General features: G+C 67.2%; 14 protein-coding genes. All 14 read right to left on the bottom strand.

Annotated elements, in window-relative coordinates:
• Window positions 1-232 precede the first annotated feature (232 nt).
• The 14 genes from cheB to SOM47_RS17440 all read right to left on the bottom strand — a co-directional run bounded on the left by cheB (window position 233) and on the right by SOM47_RS17440 (window position 17,951).
• Window positions 233-1,306: a protein-glutamate methylesterase/protein-glutamine glutaminase gene (cheB, locus tag SOM47_RS17505; protein ID WP_042611984.1), complete on the bottom strand. Its 1,074-nt coding sequence runs from the start codon at window positions 1,304-1,306 to the stop codon at window positions 233-235.
• The gene (gene cheD, locus SOM47_RS17500; protein ID WP_320506278.1) at window positions 1,303-1,899 is read right to left on the bottom strand and encodes a chemoreceptor glutamine deamidase CheD; all 597 of its coding nucleotides are present in this window, start codon (window positions 1,897-1,899) and stop codon (window positions 1,303-1,305) included. Before cheD ends, cheB begins: the two co-directional genes overlap by 4 nt.
• Window positions 1,896-2,768 (bottom strand): CheR family methyltransferase, encoded by an 873-nt coding sequence (locus tag SOM47_RS17495; RefSeq protein ID WP_101099688.1) that lies wholly within the window; start codon window positions 2,766-2,768, stop codon window positions 1,896-1,898. Before SOM47_RS17495 ends, cheD begins: the two co-directional genes overlap by 4 nt.
• Before the next feature lie 55 nt (window positions 2,769-2,823).
• Complete coding sequence (locus SOM47_RS17490; protein ID WP_042611986.1) at window positions 2,824-5,082, bottom strand: methyl-accepting chemotaxis protein; 2,259 nt, start codon at window positions 5,080-5,082, stop codon at window positions 2,824-2,826.
• Window positions 5,083-5,283: 201 nt separating this feature from the next.
• Window positions 5,284-7,644, bottom strand: coding sequence for a methyl-accepting chemotaxis protein (locus SOM47_RS17485; RefSeq protein WP_320506277.1), 2,361 nt, complete (start codon window positions 7,642-7,644; stop codon window positions 5,284-5,286).
• 96 nt (window positions 7,645-7,740) lie between these two features.
• A complete protein-coding gene (locus SOM47_RS17480) occupies window positions 7,741-8,121 on the bottom strand; it encodes a hypothetical protein (protein ID WP_042611988.1) in 381 nt (126 codons plus the stop codon).
• A gap of 129 nt (window positions 8,122-8,250) precedes the next feature.
• Window positions 8,251-8,742 (bottom strand): chemotaxis protein CheW, encoded by a 492-nt coding sequence (locus SOM47_RS17475; protein ID WP_042611989.1) that lies wholly within the window; start codon window positions 8,740-8,742, stop codon window positions 8,251-8,253.
• A 154-nt stretch (window positions 8,743-8,896) separates the two neighbouring features.
• Window positions 8,897-9,676: a flagellar brake protein gene (locus tag SOM47_RS17470; RefSeq protein WP_320506276.1), complete on the bottom strand. Its 780-nt coding sequence runs from the start codon at window positions 9,674-9,676 to the stop codon at window positions 8,897-8,899.
• 217 nt (window positions 9,677-9,893) lie between these two features.
• A complete protein-coding gene (locus SOM47_RS17465; protein ID WP_320506275.1) occupies window positions 9,894-12,077 on the bottom strand; it encodes a methyl-accepting chemotaxis protein in 2,184 nt (727 codons plus the stop codon).
• A 39-nt stretch (window positions 12,078-12,116) separates the two neighbouring features.
• Window positions 12,117-12,281, bottom strand: coding sequence for a hypothetical protein (locus tag SOM47_RS17460; RefSeq protein WP_320506274.1), 165 nt, complete (start codon window positions 12,279-12,281; stop codon window positions 12,117-12,119).
• A gap of 451 nt (window positions 12,282-12,732) precedes the next feature.
• Entirely contained in the window at window positions 12,733-14,973 is a 2,241-nt protein-coding gene (locus SOM47_RS17455; protein WP_320506273.1) for a methyl-accepting chemotaxis protein, read from the bottom strand.
• 269 nt (window positions 14,974-15,242) lie between these two features.
• The gene (locus SOM47_RS17450; RefSeq protein WP_320506272.1) at window positions 15,243-17,231 is read right to left on the bottom strand and encodes a chemotaxis protein CheA; all 1,989 of its coding nucleotides are present in this window, start codon (window positions 17,229-17,231) and stop codon (window positions 15,243-15,245) included.
• Between the two features lie 49 nt (window positions 17,232-17,280).
• Entirely contained in the window at window positions 17,281-17,646 is a 366-nt protein-coding gene (locus tag SOM47_RS17445) for a response regulator (RefSeq protein ID WP_042613857.1), read from the bottom strand.
• A complete protein-coding gene (locus SOM47_RS17440; RefSeq protein WP_042613858.1) occupies window positions 17,643-17,951 on the bottom strand; it encodes an STAS domain-containing protein in 309 nt (102 codons plus the stop codon). The genes SOM47_RS17445 and SOM47_RS17440 overlap by 4 nt, the downstream gene beginning before the upstream one ends.
• Between the last annotated feature and the right edge of the window lie 152 nt (window positions 17,952-18,103).

Genomic DNA, 18,103 nt, shown 5'->3' with positions numbered 1-18,103 from the left:
GATGACGGCCAGCGGCCGTCACTACCGTCCCGCAGCCCGGTAGCGCCGAGCCGTGCTCGGCGGAATGCATCAGCGCGCGGTGGGCAGAAATCCGCCGACCATGGGTCGGCGCTACCAAGGCGATGACGGCCAGCGGCCGTCACTACCATTACGCGACCCGGTGGCGCCGAGCCGTGCTCGGCGAGCGCAGCGGAAAGCAGGAGCGTGACGGCCAGCGGCCGTCACTACCGGATCAGCTACGCGACAGCGCCAGCAGGCGCTCGGCGATCTTCTCCAGCGGCAGCTGCTCTTCGGCCGCGCCGAGCTTGAACGCGGCGCCCGGCATGCCCCATACCACCGAAGTAGCTTCATCCTGCACCAGCGTCGGGGCGCCAGCCTGGCGCAACTGCAGCAGCCCGCGTGCGCCGTCATCGCCCATGCCGGTCAGGATCACGCCGATCGCGTTGGCGCCCGCGCTCTGCGCGACCGACTGGAACAGCACGTCCACCGCCGGCTTGTGCCGGTTCACCGGCGGGCCGTCGTCGATCCGGCAGCGCCAGCGCGCACCATCGCGGATCACCCGCAGGTGCTTGCCACCCGGCGGCAGGTAGGCATGGCCAGGCAGTACCGCTTCGCCATCGCTGGCCTCGCGCACGGCCATCGCCGAATGGCGGTCCAGGCGTTCGGCGAATGCGGTGCTGAAGGTCGCCGGCAGATGCTGGGTCATCACCACGGCGGGCGCGTCGGCGGGCAGGCCTTCCAGGACCACGCGCAGCGCTTCGGTACCACCGGCCGAAGCGCCGATGGCGATCAGGCGGTCAGTGGTGCGGAACTGCGAAGGCCGTGGCGCGGTCGCCGCGCCGGGCGATGCCAAGGTGACCTTGGGCGCCACGGGCGCACGCACCAGTGCACGCACGCGCGAGCGGGCGGCGGTCTTCACCTTCTCGATGATCTCATCGGCATAGCCCTGCAGGCCGCGGGTCACATCCAGTTTCGGCTTGGACACGAAATCCACCGCGCCCAGTGCCAGGGCCTGCAGCGTGGTGTCCGCGCCGCGCTCGGTCAGCGATGAAATCATCACCACCGGCAGCGGATGCAGGCGCATCAGGTTCTCCAGGAAGGCCAGGCCATCCATGCGCGGCATTTCCACGTCCAGCGTGATCACATCCGGTGCCAGCCGCTTGATCTTCTCGCGGGCCAGCAGCGGATCGGCGGCGGTGCCGACCACTTCGATCCCCGGATCGCTGGCCAGAATCTCGCTGAGGATCTGCCGGACGACGGCGGAGTCGTCCACGATCAGTACGCGACAGGGTTGTTCCAGGCTCATTCGAACAGCTCCACGCCGCCGGTGACCGGCGCTTTGGACAGACGGGCACGTACGGCCGATTCGGTCGCGGCCACTTCGGCTTCGTGCGCGTGCGGCAGGCGGTTGACCACCACGCGGCCGCTGTCGGCGAAGAACCAGATCTTGCGCGGATGGATCCCGCAAAGGTCCTCGGCGATGATGGGAATGTGCTCGGCCTGCAGGTACTGGCGCACGAACTCAGCGTTGCGCGTACCCACCGGGTTGCTGGTGAAGCCCTTCAGCACGTTGGCGCCGCCGAACACCTTGGCTTCCAGGCGCTTGCGGTTGGCGCCGCGCTTGAGCAGGTCGTTGATCAGCAGTTCCATCGCGTAGCTGCCATAGCGCGCAGGTGCACCATCGCCTACGTTGCCCTCCGGCAGCAGGAAGTGGTTCATGCCACCGATGCGCAGCACCGGATCGCGCAGGCAGGCGGCCACGCAGGAACCGAGGATGGTGGTCAGCGCGGTGTCATCGTCCACCACCAGGTACTGGGTGGGCAGCAGCTTGGCCGCAGTGACCTTGAAGCGGCTGTCGTAGTAGCGCATGACATCGTCTTCGCGCAGGGCGGCACTCACGTCGGTGCTCCCGGTGCACGGCGGTACAGCGTCCGGCCACACGGCTGGATCAGGTCGGCGGCATGCAGGTAGTTCTCGGAGTGCCCGGTGTAGAGCATGCCGTCGTCGGCCAGGTGGCGGACCAGCCGGCCGAGGATGTCGCGCTGGGTCGGCTTGTCGAAGTAGATCATCACGTTGCGGCAGAACAGGGCGGTGAACGGGCCGCCGATGTCGAAGCGCGGTGCGAGCAGGTTGAGCGGGCGGTAGTCGATCAGTTCACGCAGCGCGGGCACCACCCGGCACTGGCCGTCATTGGGGCCGGTGCCGCGCTGGAAATAGCGACGTTTCAGATCCGTTTCCAGCGAGGCCACGCGCTCCAGTGCATAGACGCCGCGTGCAGCGGTGGCCAGCACCTGCGTATCCACGTCGGTGGCCACGATCCGTACCGGCGGCTTCAGCGTGCCGAAGGCTTCGCAGGCGGTGATCGCGATGGAGTAGGGCTCCTCGCCGGTGGACGCGGCGCATGACCACAGCAGCAGCGGATTTGCGCTGGTGGCGGTGGCGGCGCGTGCCTGCAGTTCCTCGCGCAGCTTGTCAAAATGGTGCGGCTCGCGGAAGAACGCGGTGAGGTTGGTGGTCAGCGCATTGGTGAACGCCTGCCATTCGTCATCGCCACCGTTTTCCAGATGGTCCAGGTACTGCTGGAAGCTGCGCATGCCCAGCGCACGCAGGCGACGCGACAGGCGGCCATACACCATGTCCCGCTTGGCCGGCGCCAGGGCGATGCCGGCACGTTGGTGGATGAGTTCGCAGACGCGGCGGAAATCGCGGTCGGCGAAGTCGAATTCGCGATTGTCGGTGCGGACGAGCGGGGAGGCAGGCAGGGTCACAGGGGGTGTCCAGTGCGGGAACGAAGGCGCGGGGTGCTACCGGCGCCGTTGCGGATCAGAATTCCTGCCAGTTGCCGTCGTCCGGCGTCTGCAGCACGCGCGGAGTGAGGGCTGGGCGTGCCGCTGCACGCGCCGTGGTCGCGGCGACGACCGTCGGGCGTTCAATGCGGGCCGCGACCGCGCGTACCGCGGCATCGACCTGGTTGTCCAGGCGGAAGATCGCCACGGCATCGGCAAGCTGGGTCGCCTGTTCTTCCATCGCGCGCGCGGCGGCGGTGGCTTCTTCCACCAGTGCGGCGTTCTGCTGGGTGGTTTCGTCCATCTGCACCACGGTCTGGTTGACCTGTTCGATGCCGGCGGACTGTTCCTGCGAAGCGGCGGAGATCTCGGCCATGATGTCGGTCACGCGCTGCACCGAAGCGACGATCTCGCCCATGGTGGCGCCGGCCTGGTGCACCAGTGCGGAGCCATCGGACACCTTGCTGACCGACTCGTCGATCAGGCTCTTGATCTCCTTGGCCGCTGCGGCCGAACGCTGCGCCAGCGTGCGCACTTCGCTGGCAACCACGGCGAAACCGCGGCCCTGTTCGCCGGCACGCGCGGCTTCCACTGCGGCATTCAGCGCCAGGATGTTGGTCTGGAAGGCGATGCCGTCGATCACCGAGATGATGTCGGCGATCTTCTTCGACGAGGCTTCGATGGAGGTCATGGTGGTGACCACCTGGCCGACCACCTCGCCGCCCTGCGAGGCCACGCCGGCCGCACCGATCGCCAGCTGGTTGGCCTGGCGCGCATGCTCGGCGTTCTGGCGCACGGTGGAGGTCAGTTCCTCCATCGATGCGGCGGTTTCTTCCAGGTTGGCCGCCTGCTGTTCGGTGCGGCGCGACAGGTCATTGTTGCCGCTGGCGATTTCACCGGCGGCCAGGGTGATGCTGCTGGTCGCGCCCTGTATCTGGCCGACGATCCGGGTGAGCTGGATGACCGTTGCGTTGGCATCGTCCCGCATGCGGGCGAACACGCCCTGGAACTCGCCATGCATGCGTGCGGTCAGGTTGCCTTCGGCGATGGCCGAGAGCAGCGCCGACAGCTTGCCGAGGTTGTCATCGCTGACGGCCATCATCGCGTTGAGGTTTTCCACCATCGCGCGGAAATCGTGTTCGAACGTGGCGGCGTCGCCGCGCTGGCTGAAGTCGCCGGCCGCGGCCGAGGCGGCCAGCCGCTTGATCTCGGCATTGATGCGCCCCAGGTTGGCCTTCACCGCATCGACGGTGGTGGTGATGGCCGCCTTGTCGCCCGGGTAGCGGGCGATGTCGGCGCGCAGATCGCCGATGGCGTACTGCTGCACTACGGCCAGCACGTCATGCAGGGTCTGCACATGGCTGCCAACCAGCGCGTTGGTGTCACGCACCATCTGGCCGTACTCGCCCGGCACGCTGCCGGCGTCGATCCGGTAGTCCAGTTCGCCGGCTTCGTGGCGGCGTGCCATCTCGCGCTGTCCGCCGATCACGGTGTGCAGCTGGTCCTGCATGCGGCCCATGCTGTGCAGCAGGCGCCCGGGTTCGTCGTGTGGCTGTTCGCCGATGGCGTTGTCCAGCTTGCCGGCGGCGATGCCTTCGGCGACCAGGGTGGCCTTGCGCAGCGGGGTGGCGATGCGGCTGCCGATGACCCAGCTGAGCGCCAGCACGACCAGCACGACGAGGCCGCCGGTCAGCGCCATGATCAGGGTGAACGTCCACGCCTGGGCCTGCACGTCGTCCATGTACACGCCGCTGGTCACCACCCACTGCCACGGCGCGAACATGTGCGCGTAGGTGACCTTGTCGATCGGCTCTTCGGCGCCGGGCTTGTTGGTCTGGTAGTAGGTGAAGCCACCGCCGATGCGCGCCATGCCCACCTGCAGGTAGTACAGCGGCACGCCGTCAACGGAGGTGTAGTCCTTCTGCACGCTGCCCACGCGCTCGGGCTTGAACGGGTGCATCAGCAGCACGTAGTTCGTGTCCAGCACGTTGTAGTAATACGCGTTGTCCTGCGCCCGCATGGCGTCGAGCGCCTGGATGGCGGCGGCCTTTGCGGCCGCTTCGGTCAGTTCGCCACTGGCTGCCAGCTTCTGGTAGTGGCTGAGCACGCCTTCGGCCAGCTCCACCTGCACCGCCAGCGATTCCTTGCGGGTTTCGGTCAGGTCCAGGTACTGCATGCGCGCAGCGACGATGGACAGTGCGATGACGCCGATGGCGATCAGCAGGGTGAGCAGGTTGAGCTTGCGGCGAACCGGGAGGTTGTCGAAGTAGCGATGCCAGCGTTGCTTGAGCGTCATGGAGCGGGACCAGAACAGGGAAGGGGGCGCGGATCTGCCGCGTCATCCGTGTTATCGGCCGCGATGGCGGACAATTGAGCGGTGTAAAAGCGTGACGACCAACGGTCGTCACCCACAGGGGCGGCGGTCGTCACCCACCGGGGCGGTGGGCAAAAAAAAGACCGGGCACCAGGCCCGGCCTTATCCGAAGACGCAGTCGGATCAGAACTCCTGCCAGTCTCCATCGGCCAGCTCGGTCGCCGGCTGGCGGCTGGCCGGGCGGCGCGGTGCCGACGCGGTGGCCGTCGGTGCAGCCGCACGCGGACGTGCCGGTGCCGGGGTGTCGTGCTGCAGCTCGACCTCGTCCAGGGTGAACACCGACACCGCCTCGCTGAGGTGGCCGGCCTGTTCTTCCATGGCACGTGCGGCGGCGGTGGCTTCTTCCACCAGCGCGGCATTCTGCTGGGTGGTTTCGTCCATCTGCACAACGGTCTGGTTGACCTGTTCGATGCCGGCCGACTGCTCCTGCGATGCCGCGGAAATCTCGGCCATGATGTCGGTCACGCGCTGCACCGAGGCGACGATTTCGCCCATGGTGGCGCCGGCCTTGTGCACCAGTGCCGAACCATCGGCGACCTTGCCGACCGAGTCGTCGATCAGGCCCTTGATCTCCTTGGCCGCTGCGGCCGAACGCTGTGCCAGCGTGCGCACTTCACTGGCGACCACGGCGAAACCACGGCCCTGTTCACCGGCGCGTGCGGCTTCCACCGCGGCGTTCAGCGCCAGGATGTTGGTTTGGAACGCGATGCCGTCGATCACCGAGATGATCTCGGCGATCTTCTTCGAGGAGGTCTGGATGGCCGACATGGTGGTGACCACCTGGCCGACCACCTCGCCACCCTGCGAGGCCACGCCGGCCGCGCCGATCGCCAGCTGGTTGGCCTGGCGGGCGTGCTCGGCGTTCTGGCGCACGGTGGAGGTCAGTTCCTCCATCGAAGCGGCGGTCTCTTCCAGGTTGGCAGCCTGCTGCTCGGTACGGCGCGACAGGTCACTGTTACCGCTGGCGATTTCACCGGCGGCCGAGTTGATGGCGCGGCTGGAATGCTTGATGCGGGTGACGATGCCGCTCAGCTGCTCGGCGGTTGCATTGGCATCATCACGCATCTGCGCGAACACGCCCTGGTACTCGCCGTGCATGCGCGCGGTCAGGTCGCCGCGCGACAGTGCGTTGAGCAGCTGGGAGATCTGCTCGATGCTCGATGCGTTGGCATCCAGCAAGCCGTTGATCTGGTTGGCCAGCTGCAGGAAGAAGCCGTCCTTGCCTTCGCTGTCCACGCGGTCGGTGAGGTCGCCGGCGGCGGCGCGGGCGATGACCCGGGCCACTTCGGCTTCAACGGCGGCTTCCGGGGTGCGGTCGCGCCATTCGGTCACATGGCCGACCGTTTCTCCTGCTTCGTTGCGAATGGTGGAGATGACCTGGGCGAACTGTGCCTGGCCGTACTGCACTTCGCGGCGGGCCACGCCGTTGCGCTCCAGCTCGGACAGCACGGCCGCATCGGCCTTGCCGCCCACTTCCAGTTCGGCGACCGGGCGGCCGACCAGCGGCGCTTCGGCGTCGAATTCCGGCAGGTCCTTGCGCACTTCCGCGGCGTGCTCGACCAGCGACTGCGCCAGCGCACGGTTGGCATAGACGATCTGCTGGTTGGCATCGCTGAGGAACACGCCGGTGGAGCTGTAATCCAAGGCGGTACGGATACGCAGGTTTTCGCTGGCGATGGCCTGGTCGCGTTCGATGCGTTCGCGCAGATCGCGCTGCATGCGCTGCATGGCCTGCATCAGGTCGCCCACTTCATCCGAGCGCGAGGTGTCGATGTGGCCGTCCAGCTTGCCGCTGGCCACTTCGTTGGCCACGCTCACCGCGCCGCGTACGCTGCCGACCAGGGCGCGGGCAAACAGCCAGACCAGCACGAAGCCGATCGCGGCGCCGCCGAGCAGGGCGATGATGATCAGCGTCGCCGAGGTGGCATACGTGGATTCTGCCTGCTCGCGCGCCGCGCGGGCCAGACGGTTGTCTTCGGCGATCAGCGTTTCCAGTGCAGCGGCCGAAGCGCGGTGCTTGGTGCGCGTCTCACCGACGAAGGTATCGATTGCATCGTCGGGCAGCTGCAGTTCCAGCATTTCGCTGACCGAGTCGTAGGAGGCGAGCGCGCCGTTCCATTCCTTGACGAAGGTGTCGAACAGGGCCTTCTGCTGCGGATTGTCGACCAGCGCCGGGTAGGCTTTGATCGACGCATCCATCTGCTTGCGCAGGTCGGCTGCACGGGTGTGCGCCTCGGCCTTGACGTCGTCGCTGGCACGGATCAGCTGCTGGTAGGAGGAATTGCGGTACTCACCCAGCACGCCCCGCATCTCACCGGCCATGCGGATGCTTTCCATCCGCTTGCCGGCCAGGTCGGTGGTCACGTTGTTGAGCGAGTGCAGGCCACGGTAGGCCACGATGCCCTGAAGCAGCATCACCAGCAGCAGCACCCCGAAGGTGAGCAGCAGCTTGGGCATCAGTTTGAGGTTGTTGATCCAGGGCATGGGCGTTGCACTCTCCAAAGGCGGACGCGTCCGGGCCAGCATGGCCCGGGTGCAGCAGCCACGCCGGCCGTGCCGGCGTGGCGGGACGGGCCGGTCTTACTTGATGTCGGCCAGCTTCAGGCCAGCCGGCGAGCTGACTTCGATTTCAGCGCGCGAGGCGTCGCGCTCGATCCTGCCGATCACGCACACGGTCTTGCCTTCCAGCGATTCCAGCGGGAAGCTGAATTTGCCGCGGTTGGCGCCGGCGATGCGGGCCGAGAAAGTGTGGCGCGGGAAAGCGCCGCCCATGTACAGGAAGGTCGGCGAGCCTTCCGAGCCTTCGGCGAAGCGGGCCTTTTCGACCTTGCCGCAGACCATGCCTTCCTTGCCGACCTGGCGCGGGGCCATCTCCGGCGGAATCATGGCCGACTGGGCGGAGGCGGTCAGGGCGGTGGCGGCCAGCAGGGTGGCCGATGCAAAGGCGAACAGGGACTTCATCTACAGGTACTCCAGTAATGGGGATGGGGATCGGGTGGCCGGCCTGGTGCGTTCCGTCGCGGGCGGTCCTTGAATCCCCTATCGGCTGTTGCAGATGGAACTGAAGGATTTTGTTTCGATCCGCTGCAATCAGGCAGCGGCTTCTTCGGCCACGGCCGGTTGGCCCATGTCGGCGCTGTCGAGCAGGGTTTCGATATCCAGCAGGATCAGCATGCGATCGTCCTGGGTGCCGATGCCGGAAATGAAGCGGGTATCCACTGCGGCGCCGAACTCAGGGGTCGGGCGGATCTGCTCGGCCGCCAGCGGGATCACGTCGGAGACGCTGTCCACCACGATGCCGACCACGCGGTCTTCCACGTTCAGCACGATCATCACGGTGAAGGCGTCGTAGCGCGCGTTCTCCAGGCGCAGCTTCAGGCGCAGGTCGATGACCGGCACGATGGTGCCGCGCAGGTTGATCACGCCCTTGATGTAGTCCGGTGCATCCGGCACGCGGGTGACCGCATCGTAGCCGCGGATTTCCTGCACCTTGAGGATGTCCACGCCGTAGTGCTCGTCGCCGAGGGTGAAGCTGAGGAACTCGCCGCCGGTATCGGCGTGGGCCTGGTTCTTGTCGTTCATCGAGGGTGTCCTGGGTGCCGTGATTCGCGGTCTCAGGCTCGATATCGGCGGATCCGGGCGGGACTTTAGCCGCCCGGTAGTGCCGACCTTGGTCGGCACGCTTTGCCAGCACCCAAGGCGGAGCGGGCAGAAGGGCGCGCGAGCAAGCTCGCGCCTACAGTTCGCCGTTCTTGCGGGCGCTGCGCTGGCGGTCGATGCGGAAAATGTAGCGCTGGATGGCGCTGTCGCCGCCGCGCGGCAGGCGGTCGAAGCGCAACCCCACCCGGGTGACTTCGCTGCCGTTGGGCAGCTTCTGCAGGCGCTCGTTGCAGGCGATCAGGCTGACCTGCAGGTCAGGCCCGTCGGGCAGGCTCAGTTCGGCATCGTAGCGCTTCTGCAGGCCGAACACGGCGTACTCCGCGGGCAGGGTGACCGCCAGTCCGCCGCCGCTGATGTCCACCACGCGCATCGCCAGCCGCTCCGGGCGTCCGTCCACCGCCGGCAGTACCAGCTGCGGGGAGTCGGTTATCGGGGTCTCCAGCCGGTACATCTCCCGGCGCTGCAGGTGCACCATCTCGTCGGGCAGGGTGGTCCGGAATGCGACGTGGCGGCCGGTGTCCAGGCGCTCGATATGGTCCACGCGGAAGCGCACCAGCACCCGGTCCAGCTGGGCAAAGCACAGCAGGTGGCCGGCTGCTTCGGCGGCACGGTTGGATGCCTCCTGCGGGCTGCCGTCGAGCAGCAGCTCGTCGCGGTCCTCGTCCAGCTCCAGCACCGCAGTGGGGAAGCTCTGGTCGCGTCCGCCGATGTGGGCGTTGATCAGTGACCGCTGGTCGATCAGCTGCCTGAGCAGCTGGCGGATCTGCAGCGGATTTCGCACCAGGAAGCGTTCATCGGCGCTGTCGTCGTGCGCGAAGGGGGGATCCTGTGCTGAATCGTGGCTGCCTGCGGACATCGGTTCTGCATTCGAGTGCGGGAAAAACCGTGACGTAGGACACGGTGGCCTTCCAGCATATCGGCATTCCCGCCATTTCCTGAACCCCATGACGCCGCTTCACTGCCAGGCGGGGTCAACCGGTGCGGCGGTAGCGCCGAGCCGTGCTCGGCGAGCGCAGCGGCAACGAGGTGACGGCCAGCGGCCGTCACTACCGTCGGGGTGCCAGCGGCCGGCGTTACCCAGCCAGCTCGCGCAGTCGACGCAGCACGGCGGTTTCGTTGCCATCGTCATGCAGGCGGAAGCGCGCCACGGCCTCGGCAAGCCCTGCTGCCTGCGATCCCATGGCATGGGTGGCCTCGGTTGACGCTTCGACCAAGGCCGCGTTCTGGCGGGTGTTGGCGTCCATCTGGCTGATGCTGTGGCTGACCTGTTCGATGCCCGCGCTCTGTTCCTGCGAAGCCGCGGCGATCTCGGCCATGATCTGGTTGACCTGCTGCACCGACTGCACGATCTCGCGCATGGTCGAGCCGGCGCGCTGCACCAGCGCCGAGCCGTGCGCGACCTTGTCCACCGAGTCGTCGATGAGGCCCTTGATCTGTTTGGCCGCTTCGGCCGAACGCTGGGCCAGTACCCGCACTTCGGAGGCCACTACGGCGAAGCCACGGCCCTGTTCACCGGCACGGGCGGCTTCCACGGCGGCATTCAGGGCCAGGATGTTGGTCTGGAAGGAAATGCCGTCGATCACCGAGATGATCTCTGCGATGCGACGCGAGGCGTGTTCGATGTCGCTCATGGTGGAGACCACGCTGCCGACCACCTCGCCCCCGGAGGCCGCCACCTCCGCCGCGCCGCTGGCCACGCGGTTGGCGGTGCGGGCATGTTCGGCGTTCTGCCGCACGGTGGCGGTCAGTTCTTCCATGGTGGCGGCGGTTTCTTCCAGGCTCGCCGCCTGCTGTTCGGTGCGGCTGGCAAGGTGCCCGTTGCCCTGGGCCAGGCCGGCGGCGGTGCCATTGAGGTGGGTGGACGCGTCCTGGATGTTGCCGACGATGCGCGTCAGCTGGGCGATGGTGGCATTGGCATCGTCGCGGATGCGGCCGAACACGCCGTGGAAATCACCTTCCATGCATGCCGTGAGATCGCCCTGCGAGAGCGCCGACAAGAGGGCGGAGATCTGGTCCAGGCTGGTGGCGTTGGCATCCATCAGGCCGTTGAGGTGCTGGGCCAGCTGCAGCAGGAATCCCTCCTTGCCTTCGCAGGCGACACGGCCACTGAAGTCGCCGTTGGCGGCAGCCTGCACGATGCGTTCAAGCTCGGCTTCGACCTCCGCTTCAAGCGTGCGATCGGCCCACTCCACCACGAAGCCCTGGCGCTCACCCTGGGCGCTGACGATGGGATTGACGATCAGGCGCAGCAGCCGGCCGCCGACGCGGATGTGCGCACGGTAGGTCGTGGTCAGGGTGTCCAGCAGCCTGGCCTGGTGGGCCGGGTTGCGGTGGAAGATGTCGATGTTGCGGCCGATCAGGTCGCTTGCATCGAACTGTGGCAGATCGCGGCGCAGGTCCGGCTCGGCGGCGGCCAGCATCTGCTGCAGGGGGCGGTTGACGAATACGATGTTGCGCTCGCGGTCGGCGATCATCACGTTGGTGGTGACATCGTCCAGCGCGGTGCGGATGCGCAGCGTGTCGGCCAACGCGGCCTGTTCGTGCTCGCGCCGCTGCAGCAGCTGCGTGCTGGTCTGCACCAGGGTGCGCGCCAGCGATTCGGCCGGGAACTGTTCGGCATGGATGCCGGGCGGCAACGGCTGGTCGGCGGCCACGCCGCGCGCCAATGCGGCCAGCTGCCGGGGATCATGTCCGAGCAGCAGCAGCTGGCGGCGCATCTGCACGGCCATGACCGAAAGCAGCGCGGTTTCCACCACCACGTAGCTGGCGTGCAGGGCGAGGATGCCGATGCCGCTGCCAGCACTGAACACCGGGTAGGGCAGGCCGCGCTGCTGCAGCCAGAAGAACAGCACGTGGTGCACGGCGATCGCCGCGGCGGCCACCACCAGCGGCAGCCAGTCGCGGTAGTACAGCAGCAGGGCGATCAGCACGATCACGGTGAAATGGGTTTCCAGCAGGCCGCCGGTCTGGTGGATCAGCGTGGCGGCCTGCACCATCCAGGCCAGCGCGACGGTGCAGCGCGACAGCCGCGTGCCGGGCAGCAGATGGACCTGCGCGGCGACCACCAGCAGGGTGGGCAGGCTGAGGGCGAGGAACGGGGTCCAGGCACCGGCGCGCAGCGCAAGCCCCATCGATACCAGTGCCAGCAGGGCGCTGAGCGCCAGGAACAGGCGATCGGCTTCTGCCGTCAGGGCCTGCAGAAATGGAAGTCTTTCGTGACCTGCGAACGAATCAACAGTGCGTGGCGTGGCGGACATGCGCAATGCTCCTTCTGGCATGAACAGCGGCGTGGCGATTCAACGGCGGTCGGTGGGGGCGACGCACAGGGGAATGGGAGAATCGGCCTTCTGGTACCACAGCGCCGGTGCTGCCCAGCCCATCCAAAGGCCGAGCAGCAGCAGGCCGGCCAGCGCGCGGGGGAAGCGCTGTCGGGATACGACGACGTCGGCGGAAGCGTCCATCAGCAGACCGGGCGATGTGATGAGAGCAGTAACGGCCCTGCCCGAACGAACTTGACGAGCGCGTGATGGGAGTGTGACGGTGCGCACGGATTGTCCCGAAATCACGGCGTTCGGCTGGCCGCTGGGCCGGGCGGTGGGGCTGGTCGGGGGACGGCAAAAGCCGCATCCTGCGGGCCTCTGACAGGTCTCGGTGGCCGCGGATGCAAAGCGGTAGCGCCGACCCATGGTCGGCGGATATCCATCAGCTCAGCTGACAAATTCCGCCGACCATGGGTCGGCGCTACCAGAGCCGCATGTTCCCAGGCCGCCATGAGCCCGTCGAAGGTGGGGCGGGGTGGGTTGGCGGGGGCGTTGAGCGCCATGGATGGCGCGAAACGAGGCCCGCAGGAGCGGGTGTTGCCGTCCCCCGCGAACCTGCCCCGCCCCGCCAGCCGGTGAACCGCTGTAGCGCTTAGAACTCCTGCCAGTCGCCGTCGCCAGCGATGACCGGCTGCCTCACCGTTGCGCGGCGGGTGGCTGGGCGCGCGGGGGCCGTCGGCGCTTTCGCCGTCGCTGCCACTGCGGCACGTGCGGCAGGCACCGCGGCATTTGCCGGTGCGCTGTCGGCCAGTCGGAACTGGGCCACCGCATCGGTCAGCTGCATTGCTTGTTCTTCCATCGAACGTGCCGCCGCGGTGGCTTCTTCCACCAGCGCCGCGTTCTGCTGGGTGGTTTCGTCCATCTGCACCACGGTCTGGTTGACCTGTTCGATGCCGGCGGACTGTTCCTGCGAAGCGGCGGAGATCTCGGCCATGATGTCGGTCACGCGCTGCACCGAGGCGACGATTTCGCCCATCGTCGCGCCGGCCTGGTGCACCAGCGTCGAGCCGTCGGACACTTTGCTGACCGACTCATCGATCAGGCCCTTGATCTCCTTGGCCGCTGCGGCCGAACGCTGCGCCAAGGTGCGCACTTCGCTGGCGACCACGGCGAAGCCACGTCCCTGGTCGCCGGCGCGCGCCGCTTCGACGGCGGCATTCAACGCCAGGATATTGGTCTGGAAGGCGATGCCATCGATCACCGAGATGATCTCGGCAATCTTCTTCGACGACGCTTCGATCGCCGACATGGTGGTGACCACCTCGCTGACCACCGCGCCCCCCTGGCTGGCCACGCCGGCTGCGCCGATCGCCAACTGGTTGGCCTGGCGGGCATGCTCGGCATTCTGGCGCACGGTGGAGGTCAGTTCCTCCATCGATGCCGCGGTTTCTTCCAGGTTGGCAGCCTGCTGTTCGGTACGGCGCGACAGATCGTTGTTGCCGGCGGCGATCTCACTGGCGGCGCCGCGGATGCTCTGCGCCGATACCTGGATGCTGGACACGATGCTGGTCAGCTGGCCGACGGTGGTGTTGGCATCGTCGCGCATCAGCGCGAACACGCCGTGGAATTCACCGTCCATGCGTGCGGTCAGGTCACCGGCGGCGATGGCCCGCAGCAGCTGCGACAGCTGCGACAGGTTGCCGTCGGCCACATGCATCATGGTGTTGAGCTGTTCGATCATCAGCTTGAAGTCATGCTGGAACCGTGCGGCATCGCCACGCTGGCTGAAATCGCCGACCGCCGCGGCCGATGCCAGCTGCTGGATCTGCGTGTTGATCGCCAGCAGGCTGGCCTTGGCCGCATCCATGGACTCATGCAGGAAAGCGCGGCTGGCCGGCAGGCGGCGTGCGTCCGGTTCCAGGTTGCCGATGGCGTACTGGTTCAGCACATCCACCGCATCGCGCAGTGCGTCGAGGTGTTCGAAGATGACCGTATTGATGCCATGCGCCAGCTCGCCATACACGCCGGGGAAGTCTTCCGGGATACGGTGGCTGATGTCCGGGCCGGCGTGCATTTCCACCATCTGCTGGGTCTGGTTGGAGAAGCGGCGCAGCGTGGCGGTCATCTCCGCGGTGGCGGCCAGCATGCGGCCGGCTTCATCGTTGCTGGTGGCCTGGGTGGTGACGCTCAGGTCGCCGCGTGCCACGGCCTGGATGGCCTGCACGGCCTTGCCCAGCGGCACTGTGATGGCGCGCGAGATGATCACCGCCAGCGTGGCCGCGACCAGCGACAACAGCAGCATCGCGGCGATGATGGCGACCAGGCTGGTGTGGTGGGTGGCATTGGCGTTGGCGATGCCCTGGTCCATCAGCTTGCCGCTGTAAGCGCTGAGGGCCTTGAGGTCTTCGAACAGGGCGCGCCGCAGTGGTCGCGACTGCTCATCGGAAATCTGCTGCGCCAGCACCGCATCGCCACTGCCGCCGGCCGCGCGCAGCTGTTCGTTGGCCGCCAGGTATGCAGCGACCGCTGTCTTCACCTTCGCATACAGGGCGCGCTCGGTGGCATCGGCCGGCAGTGCAGCATAGGCATCCAGTTCCTGATGCACCACCTGGGCGGCCGCGTCCATGCGCTTGTTGTAATCAGCCACCTTTTCCGGCTTGTCCAGCATGGTCAGCTGGGCCATCTCATAGGTGCGGAACTCACCCAGCTGCGAGCGCACTTCGCCCAGATGCTGCACCGACGGAATGGCATTGCTGGCCATGCCACGCAGCTGCTGGTTGGCCTCGGACAGGCGCAGCAGGGCGAAGCCGCCCAGCACGAGGGTCATCAAGGTGGTCAAGGTGAATCCCACCGCCAGCTTGCGGGCGATGGGAAGATCGGCGAACCACTTCATGCGGGTGCTCCAGGGCAGGGCAGGGCGCAGCGGACATGCCGCTGGGCGATGTTGGAAAGGACTCGGGACGCGGCGTCGTGGGGGATCATCACGCCGTCTTTACAGATAGCGGCGCGGCTGCGCGGATCTGTAGCGCGATCTGTGCGTCAGCAGCAGTGCCCGGTAGCGCCGAGCCACGCTCGGCGAGCGCGCAGCGCGGCGTGTATCAGGCGTCGTGATTGCGGGCAGAAAAGCCGCCGAGCATGGCTCGGCGCTACCTCGATTGCGGATCAGGCGGCCTGCGGCACGCGCAGCGAGCGTACCAGCCCGCCGATGTCCACGATGAGCGCGACACGGCCATCGCCGAGGATGGTGGCGCCGGACACACCGCCGATGCGGCGGTAATTGTTCTCGATGTTCTTCACCACGACCTGCTGCTGGCCGACCAGCTCGTCCACTTCCAGCGCGATCTTCTGGCCATCGCCTTCCACCACCACCACCAGCGATTCGTCGCTGTGTCGCTGGCCGTAACCGTAATACTCGCTCAGCGACAGGATCGGCAGGTACTCACCGCGTACGCGCAGCACGCGGCCTTCGCCGGCCATGGTGCGGATGTCGCTGGCCTGCGGCTGCAGCGCCTCCAGCACATACGCCAGGGGCAGGATCAGGGTTTCGCCGGCCACCGAAACGGTCATGCCGTCGAGGATCGCCAGCGTCAGCGGCAGGCGGATCAGCGTGCGCGTGCCGATGCCGGCGCGGCTTTCGATCTGCACTTCGCCACCCAGCGCCTGGATGTTGCGGCGGACCACGTCCATGCCCACGCCGCGGCCGGACAGGTCGGTCACCGCATCGGCCGTGGAGAAGCCCGGCTGGAAGATCAGGTCCCAGACCTGCGCATCGGTGGGGTTCTCCGGCACGGCCAGGCCGCGTTCGGCCGCCTTGGCCAGGATCCGCTCGCGATTCAGGCCGTGGCCGTCGTCGCTCACTTCGATGACGATGTGGCCGCCCTGGTGCGAGGCGGCCAAGGTGATGGTGCCGGTTTCGTCCTTGCCCGCGTTGCGGCGGAACTCCGGCATTTCCAGGCCGTGGTCGATGGAGTTGCGCACCAGGTGGACCAGCGGGTCGGCGATCTTCTCGATCAGGCCCTTGTCCAGCTCGGTTCCTTCGCCGATGGTCTTCAGGCGCACCTGCTTGCCGAGGCGGGTGGACAGGTCGCGGACCAGGCGCGGGAAGCGGCGGAACACTGCGTCAACCGGCAGCATGCGCACGCCGATCACCGCTTCCTGCAGGTCACGCGTGTTGCGCTCCAGCAGGTCCAGGCCGGCGAACAGACGTTCGGCATGGGCCGGGTCGATATGGTTGGACACCTGCTTGAGCATGGCCTGGGTGATGACCAGCTCGCCGACCAGGTTGATCAGCGCATCGACCTTGTCAACGCTGACGCGGATCGAGGATTCGGCTTCCTGCGCCGGGGTCGCAGCGGCGGTGGCGGGCGCTGCGGCGGCAGGCGCTGCAGCCGCCGCCGGTGCGGCCTCGACCTGGGCCGGTGCGGTGGTGGCCAGGCTGGGCGGTGCGACCGGACGGATGTCCAGCTCGCAGTCGTCGACCACCCAGGCGAAGGTATCTTCGATCTGGCTACGCTTGATCTTGCCGATCAGCCCGAGATCCCACGCCAGGTGGGCTTCGAACGGATCGAGCTGCTCGAAGCCGGGCAGCCGCTCGAGGCGTGCCTGCACCTGCAGCGGGCCGAGGTGTTCCAGTTCGCGGATGATGCGCAGCGGATCATTGCCGCTCATGAACATCGACGGTGCCGGGGTGAAGCCGATCTGCCAGGCTTCCGGCTCCGCTTCGGCCGCGACCGGGGCGGCTGCGCTTGCTGGGGCCGGGGCCTGGCCGGACAGGATCGATTCCAGTCGTGCCTTCATCGCCGCGACCGTGGCCGGGTCGGCCTGCACGCCGTGTTCGGCTTCGCGGAGCAGGGCGCGCAGCACGTCCACCGAGGCCAGCATGGCATCCACCGCATTGGCTTCCAGTGCGCGTTTTCCAGCGCGCAGTTCGTCCAGCAGCGTTTCCAGTACGTGGGTCAGCGCGGCGATGGCATCGAAGCCGAAGGTACCGGCGCCGCCCTTGATCGAATGCGCCGCACGGAACACCGAGTTGATGATCTCTGCATCGTGCTGGCCGGATTCCAGGGTCAGCAGTCCAGCTTCCATGGCGTCCAGCCCTTCGCGGCTTTCCTCGAAGAAGGTGGCGTGGAAACGTTGCAGGTCCATGCTCATGTCAGGTGTGTTCCAAGGGCGGGCGCGGGGGATGGGATGGCGTGGGCGGTCAGCCCAGGACCTTCTGCACGGTGGCGATCAGCTGTTCGGGATTGAACGGCTTGACCAGCCAGCCGGTAGCGCCGGCGGCCTTGCCTTCGGACTTCTTGTCGGCGGCCGATTCGGTGGTCAGCATCAGCATCGGGGTGAACTTGTATTCGGCCAGCTGGCGCAGTTCGCGGATCAGCGAGATGCCATCCATGTTCGGCATGTTGACGTCGGTGACCACCGCGTTGAAGCGCTGGCCCTTGGCACGGCCCAGCGCGACGGCGCCGTCCTCGGCTTCTTCGACGGAAAAGCCGGCCGAGGTGAGGGCGAAGGAAACCATCTGGCGCATCGACGCCGAGTCGTCCACCACCAAGATACGTGCACTCATGCCGCGTTCTCCACAGATTTCAGGTTGTCATGGGATACAGCCAGGCCCAGGGCCTGGGTGACGCCGAGCAATCGCGCGGCGTCGGTGAAGGTTGCGGTGCTGCCGCTGAATTCCGTCTGCAATCCGGCACCGCGCCGGCCCTGTACGAACGCGCACAGGACCTGCATGGCGGCGGTGTGGATACGGCCCACCCGGCTGGCGTCGAGGGTCAGCGGGTCGGCCGCGGCCAGCAACGGGGCCAGGCGGTTCTTCAGCTCGGTGCTGCTCTCGATGCCGAGATCTTCACCCAGGTCCACAGTGCTCATTGTTGCTCCGGACAAACGGTTCCAGACTTCATAGCGGCAATATCCGGGGAAGCTTTAGGGTTGGGTTCATCGCGGTTCTACAGGGACCAGGGCCGAGGGGGCAGGCGGGGCCACGCAGGACACGCCGCAAGTACGTCCATGTAGGCTTGTGT

It is taken from the genome of Stenotrophomonas sp. CFBP8980, assembly GCF_034046095.1.
GTDB lineage: Bacteria > Pseudomonadota > Gammaproteobacteria > Xanthomonadales > Xanthomonadaceae > Stenotrophomonas > Stenotrophomonas lacuserhaii.
Note: the sequence above shows the minus strand (reverse complement) of the source record. Positions and strands in the feature narration are given on the sequence as shown.